Origin of the sequence: Limnohabitans sp. 2KL-3, from assembly GCF_001269405.1 — a bacterium.
Classification (GTDB): domain Bacteria; phylum Pseudomonadota; class Gammaproteobacteria; order Burkholderiales; family Burkholderiaceae_C; genus Limnohabitans_A.
In genome coordinates this window covers 1-24,945 of sequence record NZ_CXON01000026.1, presented here as the reverse complement: position 1 = coordinate 24,945, position 24,945 = coordinate 1, and the positions used below count along the sequence as shown (strand labels likewise).

Here is a 24,945-nt window from a genome sequence, read left to right as displayed (position 1 = left end):
GCCCCGACAAATCGGTCCGCATCGCCCATGCGTTGGATTCACCATCACCCCTGTTGTGAGCAGGGGTTCGCTTCCAGAGGGAGGCCAACGATCTCCTTTAAAATCCAGACTTCCGTGCCCATCTGAAAGCGCGGACCCCTTTTTTTCCGAGTCCATCATGACCCACGTTGTTTCCGAATCCTGTATCCAGTGCAAATACACCGACTGTGTGGACGTTTGCCCTGTGGACTGCTTCCGCGAAGGCCCCAACTTCTTGACCATCGACCCCGATGAGTGCATCGACTGCGCCGTGTGCATCCCCGAATGCCCCGTCAACGCCATCTATGCCGAGGAAGACCTGCCGGCCGACCAACAGCACATGACGAAGCTGAACGCCGAGCTGGCCCTGTTGCCCGGCTGGAAAAGCATCACCAAACGCAAAACACCCATGGCCGATGCCGATGCCTGGAAAGACAAAACCGGCAAGCTGGCCGAATTGATCCGCTGAACGCCAGCGCCCCAAGGCTGATCGTTTGCCCGGCCCCTTCAAGCAAGGGGCCGATTTTTCGGCCATTTTTTTTCAAATACCTCCCATGACCCAGGCCCCCATCGAGACCGAAGCGCTGGTCATTGGCGCAGGCCCCGTGGGCATGTTTCAGGTGTTTCAGCTGGGCCTGCAAGGCATTCACTGCCAAGTGATCGACGCCCTGCCCCATGTCGGCGGGCAATGCGCCGAGTTGTATGCGGGCAAACCGATTTACGACATCCCGGGCATTCCGTTTTGTACCGGCCAAGAGCTGGTCGAGCGCTTGCAGCAGCAAATTGCCCCCTTCAAAGCCACGCTGCACCTGGGCCAACAAGTCACCCACATCGAACGCCAAGCCGACCAGCGCCTGGCCATCAGCACCGATGCGGGACAACACTTTCTCACCTCCACCTTGTTCATTGCGGCGGGTGTGGGCGCTTTTGTGCCGCGCCGCATGGTGCTGGATGGCTTGAGCGCTTTTGAAGGCACGCAGGTGTTTGCCGAACACCCCGCGCCCAAGCGCTGGGCAGGACGCCACTTGGTGGTGGCCGGCGACGGCGACACCGCCTTGCAAACCTGCCTGGACGCAGCCCAAGGCCCCCAAGCGGCCGCCAGCGTCACCCTGCTGCACCGACGCGACCAGTTCAGCGCCGCACCCGAGTTGATCGCCCAAATGCGCCAAGCCTGCGCCCAAGGCCGCATGCGCTTTGTGGCCGGACAGCCCACCGGACTGAAGGTGGAGCAAGGCCGCCTGCAAGCGCTGGAACTGCTCAACCCACAAGGCGAAACCGCATGGCTGAGCCTGGATGTGCTGCAAACCTGTCTGGGCCTGTCGCCCAAATTAGGCCCCGTGGCTCAATGGGGCCTGGCCATGGAACGCAAGCAACTGGTGGTCAACACCGAAAATTTTGGCACCTCCGAGCCCGGCATCTTTGCCGTGGGCGACATCAACACCTACCCCGGCAAAAAGAAACTCATCCTCTGCGGCTTCCACGAAGCCACACTGGCCGCTTTCGGCGCGGTGGCCTTGCTGCGACCAGCCGAAAAACAGCTCTTGCAATACACCACAACCTCCACCCTGCTGCATCAACGCTTGTTGCTGCAACCAACACAAGCCTGAAACCCATCGAAGTTTGCAGGAACGCCGTTTGGGCGAATGCACCACAGTTTGTGGGAGCCCTGCATTTTGTGGGAGCCCCGCCCTCGGGGCGATGGGTGGTGGTCTGCGAGGCTTGATCGCGGCGAGGGCGCCGCTCTTACAACGAGATGCCCCTCCCTTTGTGGGTGCCCCGCATTTTGTGGGAGTCCTGCATTTTGTAGGAGCCCCGCCCTCGGGGCGATGGGTGGTGGTCTGCGAGACTTGATCGCGGCGAGGGTGCCGCTCCTACAACGAGATGCCCCGCATTTTGTGGGACCCCCAGCACAGGCAAACCCCCTGCCCACGCAGTGGTGAGCACCTTGACCTAGAATCCACCTCGCGCCGCAATTCTGCGGCGCATTCGCTAGGGGTGTTGAAAGCCGTGAGGCCTTCGACTGAGAAAGTCCCTTTGAACCTGATTGAGGTAATCCTCGCGCAGGGAAGCTTGTCAAAAGAACCGTGTCCCATTTGTGGGCGCACCATGTTCCCAGCCAGCCGACCTGCCATTACGTTGAAGGAAAAACGTCATGGCATTTTTTTCGCCATTTTTTTCGTCCAGTTCGCACCGCTCTTCTGAGCGTTTGACTTGCCGCGTCACCCACATCGCCAGCGCCGTGGCTTGTCTGGCCTGGGGCTGTGCCCAAGCTCAAACGCAAGCCCAAACGCCAGCGGTGAGTGAAATCACCATCATCGGCTCGGCCCCCTCGCAGGTCAGCGGCTTTGGCGATGTGCCTTTGCGCAAGGCGCCTTTCAGCGCGGTAACCATTGACCAGCAGACCCTGCAAGACATCGGGGCACAGCGCGTGTCCGACGCCCTGCGCCTGGACGCCAGCGTGGCCGACAGCTACAACTCACCCGCCTATTGGGACAGCCTGAGCGTGCACGGCTATACCTTGGACAACCGCTACAACTACCGCCGCGAAGGCCTGCCCATTTCGGCCGAAACCATGATCGGCATGGACAACAAAGAGCGCATTGAACTTTTCAAAGGCACCAGCGGCATTCAGGCCGGCACCAGCGCCCCGGGCGGTTTGGTCAATTACGTGGTCAAACGTCCGCCCACAGCCAAGGACGAGACCATCCGCTCGGTCAGCACCAGCTATGGCCCGGGCAAAAACAGCAGCATCGGGCTGGACCTGGGTGGCCGCTTTGGCCAAGACCAGGCACTGGGCTACCGCTTCAATGCCGCCTACGAAGACCTGAACCCGTACATCAAGAACACCGAAGGCCACCGCAAACTGTTTGCACTGGCCATGGACTGGCGCCTCACGCCCGACAGCCGCCTGGAATGGGAAATCGAACGCAGCGAGCGCCAGCAAATGGGCGTGAACGCCTACAGCCTGCTGGCCAACGCCACCGATCCCCTGAACGGCGTGCCCACCCTGCCACCCACCGTGGACGGCACACGCAACATCACGCGCCAGGCCTGGTCGGTACCCGGCGTTTTTGCGGGCACCACGGGCACCTTGCGCTTCAAGCAAAACCTCGACGGCGGCTGGCTTTGGACTACGCAATACGGCGCACAACGCTTGCGCACCGACGACCGTTTGACCTTTGCGTTTGGCTGCACCTTGCCCAACGGTGACTGGATTGGCGACAAGTACTGCAGCAACGGCGGCTTTGACCTGTACGACTACCGCAGCGACAACGAGCGCCGCAGCAGCGATGCGCTGCACACCGAACTCAGTGGCCAGCAAACTTGGGCAGGCCTGCGTCACAACCTGAGTCTGAGTGTGCAGCGCAGCCGATTGCTCGACCGCCCCTCTTTCATGCAAGCCTACAACTGGGCGGGCACCGGCAACATTGACGGCACTTCAGTCAGCCCCGAGGCCCAGCCCACCCCAAGCGAGCTGAACACCGAGCGCAGCGAATACACCACCGAAGTGGCTCTGCGCAACCGCATTGAACTCAACACACAAACCGCGCTGTGGCTGGGCATGCGCCACACACAGCTCAACCGCGCCAGCCAACGCACCGACGGCAGCCGAGCCGTGCAGGACCAGCGCAGCTTCAACACCCCATGGCTGGCTGTGACGCACCAGATCACGCCGGCTTATTCGGTGTATGGCAGTTACGGCGAAGGCATTGAGACCGATGTCGCGCCCAACCGCAGCCGTTACACCAACGCTGGACAGGCCCTGCCAGCGCTGCGCAGCCATCAAACAGAAATCGGTGTCAAAGGCCAATGGGCCCAAACGCGCTGGCAAGCGAGTGGGTTTGACATCACGCGTCCCGTATCGGGCGACGAAGGCACTTGCGACGAAGACAACACCTGCACCCGAAAAATCGACGGCCAAGCCCGTCACCGGGGACTGGACTTGTCGGCCGGCATGACGCATGCCCAGTGGACCTTGGACATGGGTGCCGCCTGGATACAAGCCCTGCGCCAAAACGCCGTGATCGACCCCAGCGTCAACGGCCAACGCGCCCTGAACGTGCCCCGCATGACGCTTCGCGCCCAAGCCCAATACCGCTTTGCGGCCGTACCCGGCCTGCGCACCAGCTTGCGCCTGAGCCACGAGGCAGAGCGCCAAGCCACCGAAGACGGCAGCGTTCAATTGCCCGCATGGACCACGCTGGACTGGGCCGTGCACCACGACACGCGCATCCAAGGCACCCGCACCCAATGGACTTTGGCCGTCGACAACCTGGCCAATCGCCAGTATTGGCGCGAATCGCCCAAACAGTTTGGCCACTATTACCTGTACGCAGGTGCCCCCCGGACGCTGCGTGTGGCCCTGAAAACCAGTTTTTAAACAGAGGCTTCAAATTTTTCAAAAAACTGCACCTCTTGCCCAAAACTTGCCCAAAAGCACTCTATAATTTCAAGCTGTTCCTCGATAGCTCAGTCGGTAGAGCGCCGGACTGTTAATCCGTAGGTCCCTGGTTCGAGCCCAGGTCGAGGAGCCATTACAAACTACGACTTAGCCCGCCAAAAGCGGGCTTTTTCGTTTCTGCGGTCGCATGCCTCGTTCTTTCAGACGTTCTTCATGGCATGTCAGTCTGGCGTCTTCAGATATCCAAGCGATAAAACCGGGCAGCATTGCCCACGAAGAAATCATGCTGCTGCTTCTCCGTAAATTCTGAGACCATGTTGGCAACAGAATTGAGCAAGGTCGAAAAATCAACCCTCAGACCCGCAACAGGAAAGTTGGATGCAAACATGCACCGCTCAATGCCAAAAATGCCGATGGCACGCAGCACAATTTCTTTGTTGGAGGTGTAGTCCCAAGCTTGGTCTTTCAAACCGAATTCAGAAACTTTGAGGTGTACATGGTGGTGTTTGGCCAAAGCCTCCATGGCTTTGCTCCAGGCCAAAATGCCTTGCGCACTTCGATCCCAAGGAAATCCAGTGTGGTTTAAGACGATGGGGGTGTTGGGAAATTGCCGCGCAACTTCAGCCGCTTCATACAGGTGCCAATACGGCACCCTCAAATCCCAGCTAAGACCGTATTGTTCTAAGCGTGAATACCCTTCTAGCCACCTCTTGTCTTGCATGCCCCCAGGCAAATGATTTGTCAAAAGATCGGGTCTCAAAGTGGTCTTGGGTTTGGACCTGATGCCCTTGACCAAGGGAAAAGCAGCCTGCTTTGAAAGGACTTCTGCCGCATTGTCAGTATCAAACCATGCATGCGCCACGATGGCTGTGGGAAAACCCGTTTGCGCATGGATATCGGTCAGCCACTGGGTCTCACCAACTTGATCATCTCTGTTCCATTCGGCCTCGCAATGCACTGTGGCCAGCACTTCAAAGTCTTGGCTGTCTTGCAAATAGTCTTTGTCAGTAGTGTCCGGTTTATTTGATAGCCAACTCGCTGCAAGCGAGTAACGACAAGGGTTTCAGAGGTTTCATGGGTGTCCACGATTTGAATTTGATTTTGCGCACTAGGCATGCTCCAAGGGTTCAATCACCTGGAGATGCCCATGAACGCAGGCAAAACATTGTTCGCGCAGGTCATGGAATTTGTGCCCTGGAAGACCTTTGGTCGCATCGTCGATCGCCATCGCGGCGATGCTGGGGTGCGCACGCTCAGTTGTACGGAGCTGTTTCGCATCATGGCGTTTGCCCAACTGACTTGGCGCGAGTCTTTGCGCGACATCGAAGCGTGTTTGACGGCCAATCAGTCCAAACTTTTTCACATGGGCATGCGCCACATTCCTGCACGCTCGACGCTGGCCGATGCCTTGAATTCTCGCGACTGGCGCATTTACCATGCTCTGGCGATGCGATTGATCGACCGAGCCCGCAGACTGTACGCACAAGAACCCATGGGCGTGGATTTGGATGCCACCGTCTACGCCTTGGACTCCACCACCATCGACCTGTGTCTGGGGTTGTTCGACTGGGCACCGTTTCGCTCCACCAAGGCCGCTGTGAAGATGCACACCTTGCTGGACTTGCGCGGCGCAATTCCAGCCTTCATCCACATCAGCGACGGCAAGATGCACGATGTGCATGTGCTGGACATGTTGCCCATCGAGGCGGGCGCTTTTTACATCATGGACAGGGGCTATCTGGACTTCTCTCGCCTGTACACCATGCACCAGTGCGCGGCCTTCTTCGTGACCCGTGCCAAGAGCAATATGAACTCTCGTCGTATGTACTCGGCTCCTGTAGACAAAACCACGGGCCTTGTCTGCGATCAGACCATTGCACTCAATGGGCACTACGCCAGCAAGGACTACCCCGAGCACTTGCGGCGCATCAAGTTCAAGGACCCGCAGACGGGAAAGGTGCTGGTCTTTCTGACCAACAACATGACACTGCCAGCGTTGACCATCACAGCCCTGTACAAGAACCGTTGGCAGGTCGAGTTGTTCTTCAAATGGATCAAGCAGCATCTGCGCATCAAGAAGTTTTTGGGTACCAGCGAGAACGCGGTCAAGACGCAAATTTGGTGCGCCGTGGCCACTTACGTGCTGATTGCCATTGTCAAGAAGGAGTTGCAATTGAATGCCTCGCTCTACACTTTTCTACAGATTTTGTCGGTGTCTGTTTTCGAGAAAACGTCGATTTCATGCGCCTTGCAGACCGATGCTTACACAACCGCACCACCTGACTGCGCTAAGCAGTTGAATTTATTCACTTTTTAACCGGACACTACTGAGTCTTTGTATAAATAATTGCGCTTGATGCCATCGTAATTACCCAGGAAGAAGTTGGGTTCTGGATGGTCATTCAGCCACGGGTAGTCGTTCTTTTCCAAATCCCAAAAGTGATGATGCGCATCAATGAATTGCAGCTTTTTTTTATCAGGATTTGCTTGCGTCATGTCAGTGAGGAAAGAAGTGTTGATCTTGTGATGATCGAAGTTGATAAAGAATGCTATTTGAATCGATTTCAACATCACTGCAAGTGACAATTTTGCCTTTTGGAATGGGGCGCAGCACTTTTGCACCAGCACACAAATAATATGGCAGTGGATTGTCTGGAGACATTGGCTGGGCACCCATGAGTTGATGGCCTAGGCCTGGTATGACATGCCGAGTGCCAATCTCAAACAACTCACCTACCTCAATTTGGCGCTGCGCCATGGCAATTAAATCGACCACGGGGCGAACATCTCGGCCACCACACGATGCCCCAAGTTTGACCGCAGAGAGGATAGACATGGCCGCCTCAGCGCCTAGCAAATGAACCGGGTTGTGAATCAGGACGTATTTTCCGTTGGGGCAAGTTGGAATGCCCTTGGCCGCAAAAAGCTTTCCAGTTGCGACATCGGGTGCCTCGATCACCACAAAGACACCACCTGCAAAACTGAGCTCATCGGGACGACGCAAGCAGTTGAACATGTCCACGCGGCCTTGGCCACTGAGAATGCCACCCTCTTCCTTGGGCCTAAAAATACTGGGCAATTCAACGGTTCTGGCCAGTGGCGCATGCAGGCTTGCGCAATCGGGCAGCAAACCTGTGTGGTTGGCCACGATGCCCATTTCGCAAAGGTCCGGAACTGTTGTCAGTTCAAATGGAACGCTGGCACGGTTGGCTAAAACGTCCTGCCATGAATAAGGGCCGTTGCGAATAAAGTTTTGACCTATTTCAGTGGAAACCACTGTTTGGCCCCAGGCTTTCACCTCATTGGTTGCTGGCGTCCATACAAAATCTGATTCGCTGGATTTGCCTGCGGCCATCACCGGCAAACCCAATAACCGGGCCCACTCAATCAGTCCAATCAGCAAACTGGGCTGATCACCATCGACTGGAGAGACCACTACATTGTGTTGCTTGGCCAGCCTGGCCAACTCAGCACCCACGACAATCTCAGCCTCCTTGGTGGCCATGACCACATGCTTGCCAGACTTGATGCACGCCAATGCAGTGGCCGCTGCACTCTCTGGATCACCCGTGGCTTCGAGGACCGCCTGCAAGGGCAGTTGCGCAAGCCACTCGGCCTGATTGAGAACAACACATCGGTTCTGAGAGATGGCATTTTTAGCGGATTCAAGATCGTGGGCTACAAAAATTTGCGCCTGATCGATGCCAGACTGAAGTGCCACTTGGAAGGCTTTTTCAGGTTGTTGGTCGCAGATGGCCACCACCCTCACCCCCTTCATTCGATGAATTTGAGAAACAAAGGTGGCCCCAAATTCACCAGCACCGACGAGTCCCACGCCAGATTCAGTGGAGTTGTTCGTAGAAAATTTGTGAAAGACAGACTCAATGTTCATGCTTAATTCTTGCATACAAGAATAAAGTCTGTCAAACTGAAACAAACCATGAAGAAAAATAAAGTCAACACCCCTACCCCACTGGACAGCCTGTCGGCTGAAACTAATAAGAGCGCCACTTTGCGCAAAGGGGACATGCATGCCAGCACCGCACAGACCCTGCGCAACTTGATCATTGCTGGTGCCATTGGCCCCGGTGAAAAATTAAATGAGCGTGAATTGTGCGAGCGCCTCAATGTTTCCAGAACGCCTGTGCGTGAAGCGATCAAAACTTTGGCACAGGAAGGCTTACTCGATGTAAACCCCAATCGATCCCCCACCGTCACACGACTGGATGCAGAAGAAACTGCCGCTTTGATTGATGTTGTTTCGGCCATTGAGGCACTTGCAGGCGAATTGGCTGCAGCCCGAATTACAGAGGCAGAAACAGCCGAATTGGGCATTCTTCACTACACCATGCTGAAGCATCGTGCCCAAGATCAGCTGCCAGATTATTTCAAAGCCAACAAAGCTTTTCACCGCTTGATATTGGAATACTCAGGCAACCCTGTTTTGCTGTGGGTCTGGGATTTGTTGGCACTTCGAATCGATCGCGCACGATATGCCTCCAACTTGTGGCCTGAACGCTGGGACAAGGCCATGGTTGAGCACGGCGCCATTCTGGAATGCATCAAACAGCACGACAGTTTGGGCGCTGCAAAGGCCATGAAGTCGCATGTTCAAAATGGACTTTCTATTGTTGTGAAGTCGATTCGCGACCAATCCAACCCCGTTAAAAAGAAAATAAATGTCCGCTCGAAGACCACTTGACGATCAAAATCTTGTATGCAAGAATTATTTGAAAAGGAGACAGACATGACCGACTCAACGAAACAAACTTTTTCAATCAACAGGCGCAGCGTTTTGCAAGCAGGGGCTGCTGCGTCCATAGGTTCTATCTGGATACCGGCAAAAGCAGCCGTTGAACTGAGGCTCACCCACCCTGCCGACCCCTCGCACCCTGTTCACATCGAAGCCGAAAAAATGGTGAAACGCATCAGCGATCGCACCAATGGCGAAGTCAAAATTACAATTTTTCCCAACAACGCACTGGGCTCACCCGTCGAAACCGCACAGCAAACAAGGCTTGGGGCCATCGACATGATTTTGATGAACCCCTCCAACATCGAGTCCATTTCCAAGCCACTTGGCGTCATCAACATTCCTTACCAGTTCGACAGCTATGAGCACGCCCATAAAGCACTCGATGTCACTGGCCGAGCTTGGCTTACCCAACAATTTTCTGCTGTGGGTTTCAGCTGGATTGCCAACTTTGAGTGGGGCTTCCGCGCTCTTTCCAACAGCCGAAAAGCCATCCGTACCCCAGACGACATCAAAGGCCTGAAGTTGCGGGTGCCGCCCGAATTGGCCATCAAGTCTGCCTTTGAAGCCTTGGGCGCCAACACCCAAACCATTGCCTTCCAAGAGGTCTACCTGGCGCTTGCCAACAAAACGGTCGATGGCCAAGACAATCCAATTGGCACCACGTTTGCGGCCAAGTTCTTTGAAGTGCAAAGCCATATTGCACTGACAAAACACATCTACACGTCCATCATGCTGGTAGCCAACCAGCGTGCTTGGCAAAACAAGCTCAATGAAGCCCAACGCAAAATTATTTCTGAGGAGGCTACAGTTGCTGGGCAAGCTGCACGCAAAGCAGTTCGCGAAAAAGAAGAAGAGCAAATTGCAACGATGCAAAAGGCTGGCATTGCGATTACCCGACCCGAGGTGGCGCCCTTCCGCGACAAAATGGCTCCTGCATACGATGTTTTACGCAAGAGCATCGGTGATGAAAATTGGAACAATTGGTCACGCGCAGTAGCAGCAGCTAAAACCTGATTGAAGTAAGTTCTGCAATGCTTGTAGCGTACATACTTGTTGCGACCTGCATCACCATTCTTTTAGGATTTCCGATTGCAGGCGCATTGGGTCTGATCGCTGGCGTCATCATGATTGCCACAAGCGGCACAGACTTACTTTTAATTTTTATTCAGCGAACTTACGCAGCCACCACTTCATTTCCGCTGCTGGCCATTCCATTTTTCATATTGGCCGGCAACTTGATGAATGTGGGTGGCACCACCGAACGCATTTTTGAAGTGGCCAAACTCTTGGTGGGACGCGTTAGAGGTGGTCTAGCCTATGTCAATGTCATTGGCAGCATGATTTTTGCGGGCATGTCCGGCTCAGCCGTTGCAGACGCAGCAGGGTTGGGCGTTATTGAAATTCGAGCCATGGTCAAGGAGGGGTACAAAGCCAAATTTGCAGCCACCATCTCTGCAGTATCGGCCACCATTGGACCCATCATTCCTCCCAGCATTCCATTTGTGATTTATGGCAGCTTGGCCAATGTTTCTGTGGGTGCTTTGTTTTTAGCTGGCATCATTCCGGGCCTTTTGATGGGCATTGGGTTGATGATTGCCATTGGTCTGCAAGCCAAAAAATTGAATTTACCAGTCTCTCAAGGCGTGAAATTTGGCAGTGAAGCATGGAACACTGTCTTAAAAGCAATTCCTGCACTGGCCCTTCCACCCGCCATTCTGATTGCCATCTTTTCAGGTGTTGTCACGCCCACTGAAGCGGCTGTTTTGGCAACGGCTTATGCCTTTGTGTTGGGCCAATTTGTGTATCGCGAACTCACCTGGCAAGCTTTGATTGACACCGTGTGGGAGTCAGGCAGGCAAACAGCTCAAGTGCTGTTCATCATTTCCATGTCAGCCCCATTTGGTTGGGTTCTGATTCAGCAGCAAGTACCCAATCAAATTTTGCAGGCCCTCATGAAGCTGTCTGCAGATCCCATCATGATTTTGCTGATCATCAATTTGGTACTGCTGTTTTTGGGCATGTTTCTAGAAACAATTGCCATCATGATCATCACGTACCCAATCCTTGCACCTGTGATTGGAGCGATAGGAATTGACCCCATCCATTTTGGTGTGATCATGGTCGTCAACATGATGATTGGTTTGGTCACACCCCCCGTTGGACTTTGCTTGTTTGTGGTATCAGGAATTGCAAAGGTGCCCATTGCAGAAATTGTGAGCGAGCTAGCGCCATATTTATTCGCCATGGTGGTGGTGCTGGGACTTGTCACGTACATCCCTGGTTTCTCTATGTGGTTGCCGCAATTGTTCGGTTTTGGTCTCATCAAATGACGTACCTCATTCAGCTCGATAAAACGATCGCCTATTTGTTGAAATGGACCGTCATTGCATGTTTCTTGGGTCTGTTTTTGCTATTGGCTTTTGGCATTGTCCAAAGAAGTTTTCCTGCCATCAGCGTCTCGGGTTACGACGAGCTCATTGACCTTCTGTTCGTTTGGCTGACGTTTGCTGGAACGGCAGCGCTTTGGCGTGAGGGTTCGCTGTACAGGGTTGGGGCATTTGACAAAATCTGGCGTCCAGCCCTCAGGCGCTTGATTTCCATCGCCATCCATGTGGCCATGCTTTTTTTGCTTTGGATCTTGGTGTATTTCGGTGCAGATTTTGGCTTTAACTCAGGCGAGACCACGCCCTATCTGCAAGCCAACAAAATTTACTGGTATGTGGCCATACCCTTGAATGCCTTGCTCATGAGTGTGTACAGCATGGTCGCAATTTTGCGAATTTGTCGAAACCCAGATTTCGTTGAGCATCAAGAAATCAGTACCTTAGGATAGGTGTCCATCCATATGAAAAGACTTGCCAATCAAGTAGCCATTGTGACTGGGGGCGCTGGCGGTATTGGCGCGGCCACCGCCAAACTTTTTTGTGAGCATGGGGCCAAAGTGGTACTGGTCGATTTGCCAGATTCCCCCTTGAATGAAGTTTCCAAATCGCTTCAAGAAGCCATCCCTGGCGCCGAAGTCATTTGTATCCCTTTCAATCTTGCCAATGAGGCGTCTGCAGCGGAAGTTGTCTCGCTTGTCATCGAAAAGTGGGGCCAGTTGGACATTTTGGTCAACAACGCAGGCATGCGCTCATATGAGCCACTGGCGGACTCAACGGCTGATGTTTGGAATCAAATCCTTGCGGTCAATTTGCTCAGTTATGTGTACATGGCAAGGGAGGCATTACCCAGTTTGCGAAAAAGTAAAACTGGCTGCATTGTGAATGTGTCTTCAACACATGCATTCCATCCCAGGGTCGGCATGGGTCAATACGATGTGACCAAAGCTGGCATTGTTTCATTGACCAAAACCTTGGCCTATGAAGAAGCACAGCATCAAGTTCGTGTGAACGCCATTTGTCCTGGTGCCACCCTTACGCCCTTTCACATCAAGCGTGCTGCAGAGGCGCGAAAATCTGGCATTGAAATCGACCACCAGCGTTACGAACAAAATTTGCTGAAGCGCTGGGCTGACCCTCTCGAAATTGCATACCCCATACTTTGGTTGGCGTCATCAGAAGCGTCATTCATCACAGGCAGCTGCCTCATGGCAGATGCAGGCACCTTAGGTTAAAAATACAGAGTCATCCATTGACAAAAAAGCCCACCCACAAGGTGGGCTTTTTTTTGCACTTCAAACGCTCCCAGAACCCTCGACAGGCGTGCCCACTTTGTCCTGCATCAGTCGCCAAGCCCAATCGAGGTCCGCCTCCAATTCGCGGCGAGCGGCTTTTGCATCGCGCTGCGCCAAGGCCTGCATCAGGCCATGGTGGTGCAAAGTCCGTGGAGCGCCGTGCTCTGGCTTGTGATGGGCCACGGCCACCCGCACATAAGGACCGCTTTGCAACCACAAACTGCGAATCATGGACAGCAAGGTGGGTGACTGAGCCGCCTCATACAAGGTGAAATGAAAGCGCCGATTGGCCTGCAATTCAGCCTCCACATCCCCCGTTTGCAGCGCGCGTGAAAACTCGGCATCGGCCACTTCCAGTGCGGCCAACAAATGATCATCCGCACGCACGGCCGCCATTTCGGCCGCGTGCCCTTCCACCAAAAGCCGGGCCTGGTGGATATCGTCCAGCCGCTGAACCGACAGGTGTGGCACGCGCACGGGGCGCTGCGTGGCGGACTCCAAAGCCCCCTCGGCCACCAAGCGCCGCAAAGCCTCGCGCACCGGCATCACACTGGTGTGAAAGGCCTCGGCCAAGTCCCTGATCTGAAGGGTTTGCCCGCCCTGCAAACGACCACAAATCAAGGCGTCTGACAGTTCGGCATAAATGCGGTCCTGCACCGAGTCGCGCGAGACCGGACGCAACACCGGCATCGGGGATCGCAGGGATTCTGGGCTGGGGGCATCACGTCGGGGTCGGGCCATGGGGCAGTATATCCACGCTTGCTTTGTTCATGAGGTGTGCCGTATTATGTGATCACATTATGGTGAACGCATGAAATCAGACCCATCCGAACCCCTGCCCGCAGCAGCACCGCGACCTGCTTTGTGGTTTGTCCATGTGGCTTCATGGGTGCTCGCGGCCATGGCCGCTGTGGCCTTTCTGGATGTGGTTTTGCGCATCGCAGGCCGCCCCATCACCGGGGCTTACGAGTTAACGGCCTTGCTCATGGGCTTGCTGGTGTATGCCACCTTGCCCCTGGTGACCGCGCAAGACGAACATGTGCGCGCTGGTATTTTGCAAATGTGGCGAAGTGCGCCAAAAGGCTTGGAGCGCGTGCTGCGTGAACTGCGCAAAATCTTGTCCTGCGTGGCCTTGGCTTATTTGGCCTGGGCCCTGTTTCAGTACATGCTGCGGGTCGGCGCAGCAGGTGACCGGGCGCCCTACATCGAAGTGCCCCTGTCGTGGGTGGCCGGATTTGGGGCGGTGAGCATGGCGCTTTCTGCGGTGATGGCCTTGTGGTCCAAGCGCAGTGTGGGGGAATCGTCATGAGCGCCACCTTGATCGCCATGGCCGTGATGCTGGGCCTGATTGCCTTGGAAGTGCCCATTGCCGTGGCCATGCTGGTCACGGGCGTGGTCGGGTGCCTGAGTGTCCTGGGTTGGAGCCCTACCTTGTTCATGGTGGGTGAAACGGCCTTCAGCACCGTCAACAACTATTCGCTCACGGTGGTGCCTTTGTTCATTCTCATGGGCAACCTGATCAACGAGGCGGACATTTCGCGCGAGCTGTACCGCGCCACCTACCGTTTTGTGGGGCATCTGCGTGGCGGCCTGGCGATTGCCACCGTGCTGGCCTGCGCGGGTTTTGCGGCCATTTGTGGCAGCAGCCTGGCCACCTCGGCGGCCATGACGCGTGTGGCCTACCCCGAGATGAAACGCTACGGCTACAGCGATGCGCTGGCCACGGGTTGCATCGCATCGGCCGGGACTTTGGGCATCATGATTCCGCCCAGTGTGGCCCTCATGGTCTACGGCATCATGACCCAGACCGACATCGGCAAGCTGTTCATCGCCGGAGTGCTGCCCGGCCTGTTGGGGGCCTTGTTGTATGTGGGCGCGGTCATGGTCTACACCTGGCGACACCCGCAATCGGGTACGGCCGGCGAGCGCAGCACATGGACAGAGCGCTTGCATTCCTTGCGCGGCATCGGCAGTGTGGTCCTGTTGTTCGGCTTGGTGATTGGTGGGCTTTATGGCGGCTGGTTCACCCCGACCGAAGCAGCGGGCATCGGCGCTGCAGGCGCCTTTGCGATGGTGATTGCACGCGGGCGACTGACGCGCAAACTGCTGGCCCAGGTGCTGCGCGAGACCGCGGTCACCACCACCAGCTTGTTTTTCATTCTGATCGGGGCCCTGGTCTTGTCCAAGTACATCACCATCTCGGGCTTCACCCCCTGGTTGGGCGGCGTGTTTCAGGGCATGGACCTGTCGGCCATGCAGTTCCTGCTCATCATTTGTGCCATGTATTTGGTGCTGGGTTGCTTTTTGGAAAGCATGTCGATGCTGTTGCTGACACTGCCCATTGTGTTTCCTTTGGTGGTGAGCTACGGCATTGACCCGATCTGGTTCGGTGTGCTGATCGTCACCCTCATCGAGGTGGCACTGATCACCCCACCCGTGGGCATGAACGTGTACATGCTCGCCAGCCAGATTCCATCGGTCCCGCTGAATGTGGTGTTTCGCGGGGCCAGCGCCTTTGTGGCGGCGGACGTGATCCGCCTGGGCATTTTGCTGGCTGTGCCGGCCATTGCGTTGTGGCTGCCCTCCATCACCTGATTTTTTCCCAAAATCCTTCGTCACCTCCATCACCCTCAACCCAAGGAGCTTTCCCATGGTCACCCCTCGTTTTCTGCGCCAGTCCTTGCTCATCACAGCGCTGGGCAGTCTTGCCCTGGCAGCGCAAGCCCAAACCGTTTGGCGCTTTTCCAACTGGCTGCCACCGACCCACCATGTGGTCACCGAAATGATCCAGCCCTGGGCCGCCGATGTCGAAAAAGCCACCGAGGGCCGCGTCAAGATCCAGGTGCTGCCCGCACTGGGTGCGCCGCCAGCTCACTTTGACTTGGTCAAAAACGGCGTGGCCGACATCGCCTTCAGCGTGCATGCCTACACGCCCAACCGTTTCAAGTTCACCGAAATGGGCGAGCTGCCTTTCACAACCGACCACGCGGTGGTGAACTCGCTGGCTTACTGGCGCACCTACCAAAAACACTTTGCACAAGCCAACGAGCACGAAGGCACCGTCTTGCTCGGCCTGTGGACCAATGGCTCCTACCAGCTGTTCACCAAGGCCAATGCCTTGACCTCCATGAACGCGGTCAGTGGCATCAAGATCCGTGTGCCCGGCACCACGGTCGAAAAAATCACCCGCTCGCTGGGCATGACGCCCATCTCCTCGCCACTGTCCGAAGCCTACGAACAAATCTCGCGGGGCGTGATCCAGGGCATGTTCCAGCAAAAAGAGACCGTGGTGGCCTTCAAGATGACCCAGCACATGCCCACGGCTTCGTATGTGCCGGGTGGTTTTGCGCATTCCAGCCAGTTCGTGGTGGTGAACGCCGCCAAGTGGGCGGCTCTGGAGGCCCGCGACCGCGCAGCCATTGAAAAGCTCTCGGGTGAAGCCATGGTTCGCCGCTTTGCCACCGTCTGGCAGGCCAAGGAAGACGACGCCGACCGCCAACTGGCCGCTGCCGGGGTCAAGGTGACACCCGTGCAAGGCCCCCTGCTGCAAGAGCTGCGCACCAAGCTGGCTTTTGTGCAGGATGAATGGCTGGCAGAGGCTGGCAAGAAATCGCCCGCCGCCAAACAAGCGCTGGACGAGTACCGTGGCCTCATCACCAGCGTGTCGCGCGAGTTGGGCGTGAGCAAATGAGCCAGCCCGCAGGCAACGACCAATTTGAATTGTTCGACCTGCGGGTGGAGTGGGAAGGCGATGGTCCTTGCTGGTGCAAGGCCAAAGCCGGCGACCACTTCGAGCTGCATGGTGAGCAGCTGCATTTTCCGCCTGGGCAAAGCTGGTCCATCTACACCCTGGCGGCGCTGCTGCCCATCTTGCCCGCCAAGCAGCGCCCCTGCCACCCCAACGACTGGATGAGCACCGACGCCCGCGTCGCCTGCCCCGATCCGAATTGCAAGGCCCGCTTTGTCATCAAGCGCTGCGGCACTCGGCAGTTCAACCACGCGGCCGTCACCGCAGAGCCATTGGCCACCCCTTCACAAGACCTTGACAAAACCCCATGAGTATCTCCACCACCGAGCTGGCACCGAATTACCGTGCGTCCCGACTGATCAAAGGCTGCTGGCACTTGGCGGGCGGCCATGGTGAGGTCAATCAGGCGCAAGCCGTGCAAGACATGGCCGCCTTCGTGGAGGCCGGGCTCACGACCTTTGACTGCGCTGACCATTACATCGGCGTGGAGGCCTTGATTGGTCGATTTCGGCGCGAGCACACTGATCTGGCCCCCAAGCTTCAGGTCCATACCAAATGTGTGCCCGACTACGACCGACTGACCTCATGCGACCGCGCCTACCTCACCGGCATCATCGACCGTTCGCTGGAACGCCTGGGCGTGGACCAGCTGGACCTGGTGCAGTTTCACTGGTGGAACCTGGCCCAACCGGGCTATGTCGAGGCGCTGGGCATCCTGAGCGATCTGCGCCGCGAAGGCAAAATTGCTCACCTGGGCCTGACCAACTTCAACACCGCCCTGACCCGGGAAATTCTGGACGCGGGCATTCCTTTGATCAGCACGCAGGTGCAGTACTCCTTGCTCGACAGCCGCCCCGACCAAGGCCTGGGCGCGCTGTGCCAAGAGCGCGGTCTGCAACTGCTGTGCTACGGCACCTTGGCCGGCGGCCTGCTCAGCGATGCCTGGCTGGGCCAAGCCGAACCCACCGAGCCTCTGGCCAACCGCTCACACACCAAATACAAACTGATCATCGAAGATTTTGGCGGATGGGACCTGTTTCAGGAACTGCTGCAAGCCTTGCAGGCCATCGCCACGCGCCACGGCGTGGGCCTGGGGGATGTGGCCACGCGCTGGGTGATCGACCGCCCCCAAGTGGGCAGCGCCATCATGGGCTTCACCTCCACGCGCCACCTGCCGGCCACGCAGCGCATTGAAGCCTTGCGCCTGGACGCGCAAGACCACGCCCTTTTAGCGCCCTTGCTGGCACGGCGCACCGGCCCTGCTGGTGACTGCTACGACATCGAACGCGACAAGGAAGGCCGACACGGGCGCATCATGCGCTACAACCAAAACGAAGGGCGTCACTGAAAACGCTTGCCCTTGTAGGCCAGAACTTGCAGGCCCTCAGTCAAGGGCCGTGTTGTGCAGGTCTGCAAGGCTTGAGCCGCTCAGCAGCCCAAGCCCGCCTTCACAACTGAACGCCTTTGGTCAAGGCCCCGTCCACCACCAAGTTGGTGCCCGTCACAAAGCTGGCCGCCGGGCTGGCCAGGAAAGCCACAGCGTTGGCGATTTCTTGGGGGGTGGCCATGCGGCCTGTCGGGTTCATGGCCAAGGCTTGTTTGTACAGCTCAGGGTTGCCCACCTCGATCTGGTTCCACACACCGCCCGCGAAATAGGTGTTGCCCGGCGATACGCTGTTGGCGCGGATGTGCTTGCCCGCCAAGTGGTAAGCCAGGCCTTGGGTGTAGTGCACGATGGCCGCCTTGAAAGCGCCATAAGGGCCCGCCGCAAAATCGATCTCCCGGCCTGAAACACTGGAGATGGTGACGATGGATGCGTGGCTGCTTTTCTCCAAAAAAGGCATGGCGGCATTGACCAGGCGCACGGTGCCCATCATGTCCACCTGAAAGCCTTGTTGCCAACCGTTCTCATCGTTGTTGATGGCCAGGGCACTGACGTTGGCCACCACAATGTCGATGCCGCCCAAAGCGGCTGCCGCATCGATCACCCAGGCTTGCAAAGCCGCGCCATCACCCACATCCACCGCGCGGCCAAAAGCCTTGACGCCATGGCGGGCCAACTCTTGAACGCTTTGCTCAACCTCAGCCGCATTGCGGGCACAAATGGCCACATGCGCACCATCGGCGGCCAAGGTTTGTGCAATGGCTTGGCCAATGCCTTTGGTGCCACCCGTGATCAACGCGGTACGGCCTTTGAGTCCTAAATCCATGGGGTTCCCCTTTCAGTTGAAAAAATTGGCAGCGCAAGGCGCTGTATTGAAGGCGCTCAAACGCCCTCAGGCGCGAGGTATTTTTTGGTGATGGCCGCACCCACGGTGTATTTGGGGTCGACAAAATTGCCCAGCCGAACCTGGCCGCATTGGCTGAGCATCATGTAGGCATCCCAACGGTCGTAGCCGTACTCGGCCTCCATCCACAACACCAACTCGCGGTAAGCAATGCGGGTGGCGTCTTCGAGTGGGCGTGCACTGCCAATGGCCATGATGACGGCTTCGTTTTCCAGCCGGGGCCAGTCGATTTGCCAGCCCTTGATCAGGTCCACCTCGATGGTGGTGGTGCTGGCAAACTCCACGGCCGTGCCACACACCTCACCATCGCCCTGGCAGGCATGGGCATCGCCAATGAAGAGCCTGCCGCCCGCTGTTTGCACCGGCAAATAGGTGATGCTGCCCGGCCCCATGTCAGGCAGGTCCATGTTGCCGCCATGGGCATCGGGGGTGAGGGTGTTGATGGAGTCGATCTCGGGCGAGCAACTCAAGGTACCAATGTGCGGTTTGTAGGGCAATGTGACGCGTTTGCTCCAGTAAACACCGTCTTCATCGACATCGATTTTGCGGACGATTTCAGGCAATGAATCGGACAACAAAGCCGTCAATGAGGTGCCGCTGAGGGCACCAAACTGCGGAATCATGCAGCAGGTGCCTCGGGGGTTGGGGCCGCGTGGGCGGATGGACTTGATGTGCACCGCGATGACATCGCCTTTTTCCGCCCCCTCCACCATGATGGGGCCGTTTTGCGGGTTGACGAAGGGCATGGTCAACACCCGGGAAGGCAGGTCTTGCTCGGACTTGATGGCTCCCTCAAAAGCGTCTCGGGTTTCCACCACAATGCAGTCGCCGGGCCGCACCTTCAGCACCGGGTCTGAATAAGGGCCGATGGTGTAGTGGTATTTGCCCTGCAGGGCTTCCGTGAGTGAATGGGTTTCAGGCGTACGGCCTTGGGCCACGCCGCGCAAGCGCATGATCGATTGGTCTAACCAGTCCATAGAGTTGCTCCAAATGAATTTTCATTGTGAACACAGGCCAGACCACGGGCAATAAGGGCTAGCCCTTGGGTCAAGCCCCAGAGCTCCCTATGCAAGAGGCACACCCTGGGGCGATGTCGACCCGCCTGTCACCTGAGCAGCAGGCCAGCAGCACAAGACTGCTTAAATTCGACCCACCCTCAACAGGCCGCTTTGAAAGCCTGCACCCTCAACCCCCCACACAGGAGCCCTCTATGACCTCTTCACTCCAAGGCCAGATTGCCTGGATCACCGGTGGGGGCAGCGGCATTGGTTTGGCGGGGGCCATCGCACTCGTCAAGGCCGGGGCCCATGTGGTGATTTCTGGCCGCACGGCCAGCACCAACGCCAGCGCTTTGGCCACGCTGCAAGCCTTGGGCAGTGCCGAGGCAATTTTGCTCGACGTGGCCGACAAGCATGCGGTCAAGGCAGCGGCGCAAGACATTCTGGCCCGGCATGGTCGCATCGACATCTTGGTGACCAGCGCGGGCACCAATGCCACGCAGCGCAATTTCGACGTCGTCACGCCTGAGGCTTGGGACGATGTGGTGGCCATCAATTTGTCGGGCCTTTTTTATTGCGTGCACGCGGTCTTGCCCGCCATGCGCCAACAGCAAGGGGGCTTGATCATCAACGTGTCGTCATGGGCGGGCTTGTACGCCTCCAAGCTCACGGGGCCAGCCTACAACGCCACCAAACGCGCGGTTTTGGCCCTGACCGAATCCATCAACATGGAAGAGTGCACCCACGGCATCCGGGCCAGTTCGCTGCTGCCCGGCGAGGTGGCCACCCCCATCCTGGACAAACGCCCCGTGCCCCCGTCACAAGCGCAGCGCGATCTCATGGTGCAAGCCGAAGACATGGGGCAGGCCATCTTGTTCCTGGCCCAAATGCCCGCCCGCACCTGCATCAACGAACTCGTCATCTCGCCCACCTACAACCGGTTTTACACCGGCGGCCTGGAGACGCCCAAGCGCAGCTGAGCTTGGGCCTAAAAGCTTGTCGACCCCAAGAGGGCGGCAGGCCAAGGGGCTTTGGATTCGGCCCTGACTAGTATGAAGTGAAAGACTGGTTTTGGGCACAGCGATCAGCTCCGTGATGAATGTAGGCCCCCCGCCCTCGGGGCGATTCTTGGTGGTCTGCGAGGCTTTTCGCGACGAGGGCGTCGCTCCTACAGGGGCAATGCCCTGCATTTTGTGGGATGGTATGCAAGCGCCATCGTGGTGAAGACACCGGTTCCACCAGAAAGCGCTCATGTCAACATCACCGGGTTTGTTCAGTCAAACTGGGCGCTCAGAACTTTACCCTTTCAGCTTGACCCTTGCCGCCACGCTTCTTGGGGCCTTGTCCGGCGCAAGACAGTGCTGCTTGAATGGCTTGCTTATAGTTTGCCGATGACTCATTTTTACGAACCCCACCTGGGCCACGGCCTCAAGCACGACCCCTTCAACGCCATCGTGGGTCCCCGCCCCATTGGCTGGGTGTCCAGCCGCAGCGACAGCGGCGTGCTCAATTTGGCCCCCTACAGTTTTTTCAATGCCTTCAACTACGTGCCCCCGCTGATTGGTTTTTCCAGCATCGGGCGCAAGGACTCGCTCAATAACATTGAAGCCAATGGCGAATTTGTGTGGAACTTGGTCACGCGCCCCCTGGCCGAAGCCATGAACCAGACCTGCGAGGGCGTGCCCCCCGAGGTGGACGAATTTGCCCTGGCCGGTCTGACCCCCGCCCCATCCCGCTTGCTGAGCGTGCCCCGGGTGGCCGAGAGCCCGGTCAGCTTTGAATGCCGCTGCACCCAAATTTTGCAAATGCAAAACCTGCAGGGCGAAAAAGTGGACACATGGATGGTGTTTGGCCAGGTGATTGGGGTGCACATCGACGAGCGCCTGATTGCCAACGGGGTCTACGACACGGCCAACGCCGGGCACATCCTGCGCGGGGGCGGCCCAGCCGATTACTTCAGCATCGGCCCCGAGCAGCTGTTCAAGATGTACCGACCTGAAAGCGGCGCACGCGACCTGCCCAAGTGAGTTGAACAGTGGATCCCGCCTAATGAAGTCTGAAGTGAAGGCTTGTCTTGGGCACAGCGACCAGCCATGTGAACAATGTAGGAGCCCCGCCCTAGCGGCGATTCTTGGTGGTCTGTGACGGTGATCGCGACGAGGGCGTCGCTCCTACAGGGGATGCCCTGCATTTTGTGGGAGCCCCGCCCTCGGGGCGATTCTTGGTGGTCTGCGAGGGTGATCGCGACGAGGGCGTCGCTCCTACAAGGGGATGCCCTGCATTTTGTGGGAGCCCCGCCCTCGGGGCGATTGTTGGTGGTCTGCGACGGTGATCGCGACGAGGGCGTCGCTCCTACAAGGGGATGCCCTGCATTTTGTGGGAGCCCCGCCCTCGGGGCGATTCTTGGTGGTTTGCGAGGGTGATCGCGACGGGGGCGTCGCACCTACAAGGAATGCACTGCATTTTGTAGGAGCCCCGCCCTCGGGGCAATTCTTGTTGGTCTGCGAGGCTTTTCGCGACGGGGGCATCGCTCCTCCCAAAAAGCGTTCATGCAAACTTCAGCGTGCCGGACCAACAAGTGACACGGGCCTTGGGTTTTCCCTAGCCTGCACTGTGTACTGTGGGCCGCATGATTTGGGCAGACAAGTTCAACCCCAGCCCGTCATGACCTCACCTTCTTCTGCATCCCCCGCCCAGGCCACCATCTGCAGCACCATGATGCAGATGCCCTTGTCGCTGAACCACTTGCTCGAACGGGCGGGCACTTTGTTTGCCCGCAACGAGATCGTCTCGCGCCTGCCCGACAAGTCGCTGGTGCGGCACAGCTACGGCGCGTTTTACCAACGCACGCGCCAGTTGGCACAAGCCCTGCAAAACCTGGGCTTGCAAAAGGGTGAACGCGTGGCCACGCTGTGCTGGAACCACCATGCGCACCTGGAGTGCTATTTCGGCATCCCGGCCGCGGGCGGCGTGATGCACACCCTCAACCTGCGCCTGTCGCCCGAAGAGATCGCTTGGATCGCCAACGACGCGCAAGACAAGGTGCTGATCATCGACGACGTGTTGCTGCCGCTGTACCAGCAGTTTGCGCACCTCTACCGTTTCGAGCGCGTGATCGTGTTCCCGTTTTCCGGGGCAGCGGTGCCCGCACCCTTCACCGATTACGAGCAGTTGCTCGCCAGCACCGACACACAGGCTTTTCAATACGCCCCGCACGCCGAAGACGATGCTGTGTCCATGTGCTACACCTCGGGCACCACGGGCCGCCCCAAAGGCGTGGTGTACTCGCACCGCTCCACCATCTTGCACACGCTGGTGGGCTGCTTGGGAGACTTTTGGGGCTTGAAAGGCAGCGACGTCATCTTGCCCGTCACGCCCATGTTCCACGCCAACAGCTGGGGCATTCCGTATGGCGCGGTGATGATGGGCGTCAAGCTCGTGTTTCCCGGCCCGCACCTGCACCCGGAAGACCTGTTGGACCTGATGACGGCCGAGCCCCCCACACTCTCGCTGGGCGTGCCCACCATCTGGATGGGCCTGATCCAGGCTTTTGAGGCCGCACAAACTACCCAACCGGACCGCTGGAAACTGCCCGCTGGCATGCGCTCATTGGTGGGTGGTGCGGCCGTGCCCGAGGCGCTGATTCGCGCCTTTGACCGGCACGGCATCTGGATTTTGCAAGGCTGGGGCATGACCGAAACCTCGCCTTTGTGCACCGTGTCTTACCCTAAGTCGGAGCTGAAAGATGCGCCCATGGACGAGCGTTACCGCCGCGCTGCCATGGCGGGCGTGCCCGTGCCCTTGACCGAATTGCGCATCCGGGGCGAAGACGGACTCGATGCGCCTTGGGACGGCCAGCATGTGGGCGAAATCCAGGTGCGCGGACCCTTCATCACCGGCAGCTACCACCAGGTGCCCGTGAGCGAAGACAAGTTCAGCGCCGACGGTTGGCTGCGCACGGGCGATGTGGCCAGCCTGGACGCCTTGGGTTTTGTGCGCATCACCGACCGCACCAAAGACCTGATCAAGTCGGGCGGCGAGTGGATCAGCTCGGTCGATCTGGAAAACGCCCTGATGGCCCACCCCGACGTGGCTGAAGCGGCCGTCATTGCCATCCCCGACCCCAAGTGGAGCGAGCGGCCGCTGGCTTGCATCGTGCTCAAACCTGGCAAAGCACCACGGCCCGGAGACTTTGCCGCGCACTTGCTGCAGCACGGCTTTGCCAAATGGCAAGTGCCCGACCGCTACGAGTTCATCGACGCCGTGCCCCGAACCTCCACGGGCAAGTTCTACAAGCTCAAACTGCGCGAACGCTTTCCGGCCTGAGGCCGCAGACTGCGCTTTGCTCAGCACTGACTGTGGGAGTCATTGCTTTTGTAGAAGGCCCTGCTTTTGTGAGGGCCCCTTCATTTTGTGGGAGCCCCGCCCTCGGGACGATGGGTAGTGGTCTGCGAGGCTTTTCGCGGCGGGGGCGCCGCTCCTACAAGGGAAGGCCCTGCTTTTGTGAGCGCCCCTTCATTTTGTGGGTGCCCCGCCCTCGGGGCGATGGGTGGTGGTCTGCGAGGCTTTTTGCGACGAGGGTGCCGCTCCTACAAGGGAAGGCCCTGCTTTTGTGAGCGCCCCTTCATTTTGTGGGAGCCCCGCCCTCGGGGCGATGGGTGGTGGTCTGCGAGGCTTTTCGCGGCGGGGGCATCGCTCCTACAAGGGAAGGCCCTGCTTTTGTGAGAGCCTCTTCATTTTGTGTGAGCCCCGCCGTCGGGACGATGGCTAGTGGTCTGCGAGGCTTTTCGCGGTGGGGGCGCCGCTCCTACGTAAGCGTACGGCGAACCCCTGCCCACCCACAAGTTTCAGCCGATTCTTTGCCCAGTCAGCTGCCAGCGGTGTGGCAGCAACTCTTGAATCCGCCTATTGGGCCAGGTTGGCAGCTTCTCCATCACGTCCTTCAAGTACGCGTACGGGTCGTGACCGTTGAGTTTGGCCGACTGGATCAGACTCATCACCGCTGCCGCCCTTTGGCCCGCTCTGAGTGAGCCCGCAAACAGCCAGTTCTTGCGACCCA

The 24,945-nt window shown here is 57.8% G+C and carries 23 protein-coding genes, 1 tRNA gene, 1 pseudogene and 1 riboswitch; of the genes and pseudogenes, 18 read left to right on the top strand and 7 right to left on the bottom strand.

The genetic code is table 11. The annotated features are described in order from the left end of the window. Positions 1–157: 157 nt before the first annotated feature. From fdxA to AMM41_RS19835, 4 genes are all read left to right on the top strand, one after another. Positions 158–487 (top strand): ferredoxin FdxA, encoded by a 330-nt coding sequence (fdxA, locus tag AMM41_RS19850; RefSeq protein ID WP_089963447.1) that lies wholly within the window; start codon positions 158–160, stop codon positions 485–487. A gap of 85 nt (positions 488–572) precedes the next feature. Further along, positions 573–1,625 carry an NAD(P)/FAD-dependent oxidoreductase gene (locus AMM41_RS19845; protein WP_089963472.1) on the top strand — a complete coding sequence of 351 codons (1,053 nt, stop codon included), beginning with the start codon at positions 573–575 and terminating at the stop codon, positions 1,623–1,625. Between the two features lie 374 nt (positions 1,626–1,999). Then, a riboswitch (TPP riboswitch) is annotated at positions 2,000–2,102 on the top strand. A gap of 68 nt (positions 2,103–2,170) precedes the next feature. Further along, complete coding sequence (locus tag AMM41_RS19840) at positions 2,171–4,399, top strand: TonB-dependent siderophore receptor (RefSeq protein ID WP_089963445.1); 2,229 nt, start codon at positions 2,171–2,173, stop codon at positions 4,397–4,399. Positions 4,400–4,477: 78 nt separating this feature from the next. Next, positions 4,478–4,553: transfer RNA gene (locus AMM41_RS19835), tRNA-Asn, on the top strand. 102 nt (positions 4,554–4,655) lie between these two features. Here AMM41_RS19835 and AMM41_RS19830 read toward each other — a convergent pair. Further along, positions 4,656–5,426, bottom strand: a pseudogene (locus tag AMM41_RS19830) (amidohydrolase); the annotation flags it as partial. Between the two features lie 141 nt (positions 5,427–5,567). On the opposite strand from AMM41_RS19830, the gene AMM41_RS19825 reads away from it, so the two are divergent. Next, on the top strand, positions 5,568–6,737 hold the full coding sequence (locus AMM41_RS19825) for an IS4 family transposase (protein WP_089963470.1): 1,170 nt from the start codon (positions 5,568–5,570) through the stop codon (positions 6,735–6,737). Here AMM41_RS19825 and AMM41_RS19820 read toward each other — a convergent pair. Both AMM41_RS19820 and AMM41_RS19815 read right to left on the bottom strand, forming a co-directional pair. After that, positions 6,734–6,916 (bottom strand): hypothetical protein, encoded by a 183-nt coding sequence (locus tag AMM41_RS19820; protein ID WP_089963441.1) that lies wholly within the window; start codon positions 6,914–6,916, stop codon positions 6,734–6,736. The two genes, AMM41_RS19825 and AMM41_RS19820, sit on opposite strands and share 4 nt — an antisense overlap. 1 nt (position 6,917) lies before the next feature. Continuing rightward, positions 6,918–8,312 (bottom strand): flagellar biosynthesis protein FlgA, encoded by a 1,395-nt coding sequence (locus tag AMM41_RS19815; protein WP_158273302.1) that lies wholly within the window; start codon positions 8,310–8,312, stop codon positions 6,918–6,920. Positions 8,313–8,360: 48 nt separating this feature from the next. Here AMM41_RS19815 and AMM41_RS19810 point away from each other — a divergent pair, with 48 nt between their 5' ends. The 5 genes from AMM41_RS19810 to AMM41_RS19790 are packed head-to-tail and all read left to right on the top strand — an operon-like array spanning position 8,361 to position 12,792. Then, positions 8,361–9,122 (top strand): GntR family transcriptional regulator, encoded by a 762-nt coding sequence (locus tag AMM41_RS19810; RefSeq protein ID WP_089963437.1) that lies wholly within the window; start codon positions 8,361–8,363, stop codon positions 9,120–9,122. 15 nt (positions 9,123–9,137) lie between these two features. Beyond that, entirely contained in the window at positions 9,138–10,190 is a 1,053-nt protein-coding gene (locus tag AMM41_RS19805; protein ID WP_089963435.1) for a TRAP transporter substrate-binding protein, read from the top strand. A gap of 17 nt (positions 10,191–10,207) precedes the next feature. Beyond that, positions 10,208–11,506: a TRAP transporter large permease gene (locus AMM41_RS19800; protein WP_089963433.1), complete on the top strand. Its 1,299-nt coding sequence runs from the start codon at positions 10,208–10,210 to the stop codon at positions 11,504–11,506. Further along, positions 11,503–12,009, top strand: coding sequence for a TRAP transporter small permease (locus tag AMM41_RS19795; protein ID WP_089963431.1), 507 nt, complete (start codon positions 11,503–11,505; stop codon positions 12,007–12,009). Before AMM41_RS19800 ends, AMM41_RS19795 begins: the two co-directional genes overlap by 4 nt. A gap of 12 nt (positions 12,010–12,021) precedes the next feature. Continuing rightward, a complete protein-coding gene (locus AMM41_RS19790; protein ID WP_089963429.1) occupies positions 12,022–12,792 on the top strand; it encodes an SDR family NAD(P)-dependent oxidoreductase in 771 nt (256 codons plus the stop codon). 60 nt (positions 12,793–12,852) lie between these two features. Here the strand turns inward: AMM41_RS19790 and AMM41_RS19785 are convergent, their stop codons facing one another. After that, positions 12,853–13,593, bottom strand: coding sequence for a GntR family transcriptional regulator (locus tag AMM41_RS19785; RefSeq protein WP_089963428.1), 741 nt, complete (start codon positions 13,591–13,593; stop codon positions 12,853–12,855). A gap of 70 nt (positions 13,594–13,663) precedes the next feature. On the opposite strand from AMM41_RS19785, the gene AMM41_RS19780 reads away from it, so the two are divergent. From AMM41_RS19780 to AMM41_RS19760, 5 genes are read left to right on the top strand one after another with little or no spacing between them, the layout of a single operon-like run. Continuing rightward, the gene (locus tag AMM41_RS19780; RefSeq protein ID WP_089963427.1) at positions 13,664–14,161 is read left to right on the top strand and encodes a TRAP transporter small permease; all 498 of its coding nucleotides are present in this window, start codon (positions 13,664–13,666) and stop codon (positions 14,159–14,161) included. Then, positions 14,158–15,447: a TRAP transporter large permease gene (locus tag AMM41_RS19775; RefSeq protein ID WP_089963424.1), complete on the top strand. Its 1,290-nt coding sequence runs from the start codon at positions 14,158–14,160 to the stop codon at positions 15,445–15,447. The genes AMM41_RS19780 and AMM41_RS19775 overlap by 4 nt, the downstream gene beginning before the upstream one ends. Before the next feature lie 55 nt (positions 15,448–15,502). Continuing rightward, positions 15,503–16,543, top strand: coding sequence for a TRAP transporter substrate-binding protein (locus AMM41_RS19770; RefSeq protein WP_089963422.1), 1,041 nt, complete (start codon positions 15,503–15,505; stop codon positions 16,541–16,543). Further along, a complete protein-coding gene (locus AMM41_RS19765; protein WP_089963420.1) occupies positions 16,540–16,911 on the top strand; it encodes a TIGR04076 family protein in 372 nt (123 codons plus the stop codon). Before AMM41_RS19770 ends, AMM41_RS19765 begins: the two co-directional genes overlap by 4 nt. Beyond that, a complete protein-coding gene (locus AMM41_RS19760) occupies positions 16,908–17,948 on the top strand; it encodes an aldo/keto reductase (protein WP_089963418.1) in 1,041 nt (346 codons plus the stop codon). Before AMM41_RS19765 ends, AMM41_RS19760 begins: the two co-directional genes overlap by 4 nt. Before the next feature lie 100 nt (positions 17,949–18,048). Here the strand turns inward: AMM41_RS19760 and AMM41_RS19755 are convergent, their stop codons facing one another. Both AMM41_RS19755 and AMM41_RS19750 read right to left on the bottom strand, forming a co-directional pair. Continuing rightward, complete coding sequence (locus AMM41_RS19755; RefSeq protein WP_089963416.1) at positions 18,049–18,810, bottom strand: SDR family NAD(P)-dependent oxidoreductase; 762 nt, start codon at positions 18,808–18,810, stop codon at positions 18,049–18,051. 56 nt (positions 18,811–18,866) lie between these two features. Beyond that, positions 18,867–19,865, bottom strand: coding sequence for an acetamidase/formamidase family protein (locus AMM41_RS19750; RefSeq protein WP_089963413.1), 999 nt, complete (start codon positions 19,863–19,865; stop codon positions 18,867–18,869). 233 nt (positions 19,866–20,098) lie between these two features. Between AMM41_RS19750 and AMM41_RS19745 the strand changes: the two genes are divergently transcribed. The 3 genes from AMM41_RS19745 (at position 20,099) to AMM41_RS19735 (ending at position 24,212) form a co-directional block, all read left to right on the top strand. Next, positions 20,099–20,866 (top strand): SDR family oxidoreductase, encoded by a 768-nt coding sequence (locus tag AMM41_RS19745; protein ID WP_089963411.1) that lies wholly within the window; start codon positions 20,099–20,101, stop codon positions 20,864–20,866. Between the two features lie 411 nt (positions 20,867–21,277). Then, positions 21,278–21,913, top strand: coding sequence for a flavin reductase family protein (locus AMM41_RS19740; protein WP_089963409.1), 636 nt, complete (start codon positions 21,278–21,280; stop codon positions 21,911–21,913). Positions 21,914–22,550: 637 nt separating this feature from the next. After that, entirely contained in the window at positions 22,551–24,212 is a 1,662-nt protein-coding gene (locus tag AMM41_RS19735) for a long-chain fatty acid--CoA ligase (RefSeq protein ID WP_089963408.1), read from the top strand. 521 nt (positions 24,213–24,733) lie between these two features. Here the strand turns inward: AMM41_RS19735 and AMM41_RS19730 are convergent. Further along, positions 24,734–24,945, bottom strand: a 212-nt coding sequence (locus tag AMM41_RS19730; RefSeq protein ID WP_194944829.1) for a transposase domain-containing protein, incomplete at its 5' end; no start/stop codon positions are given.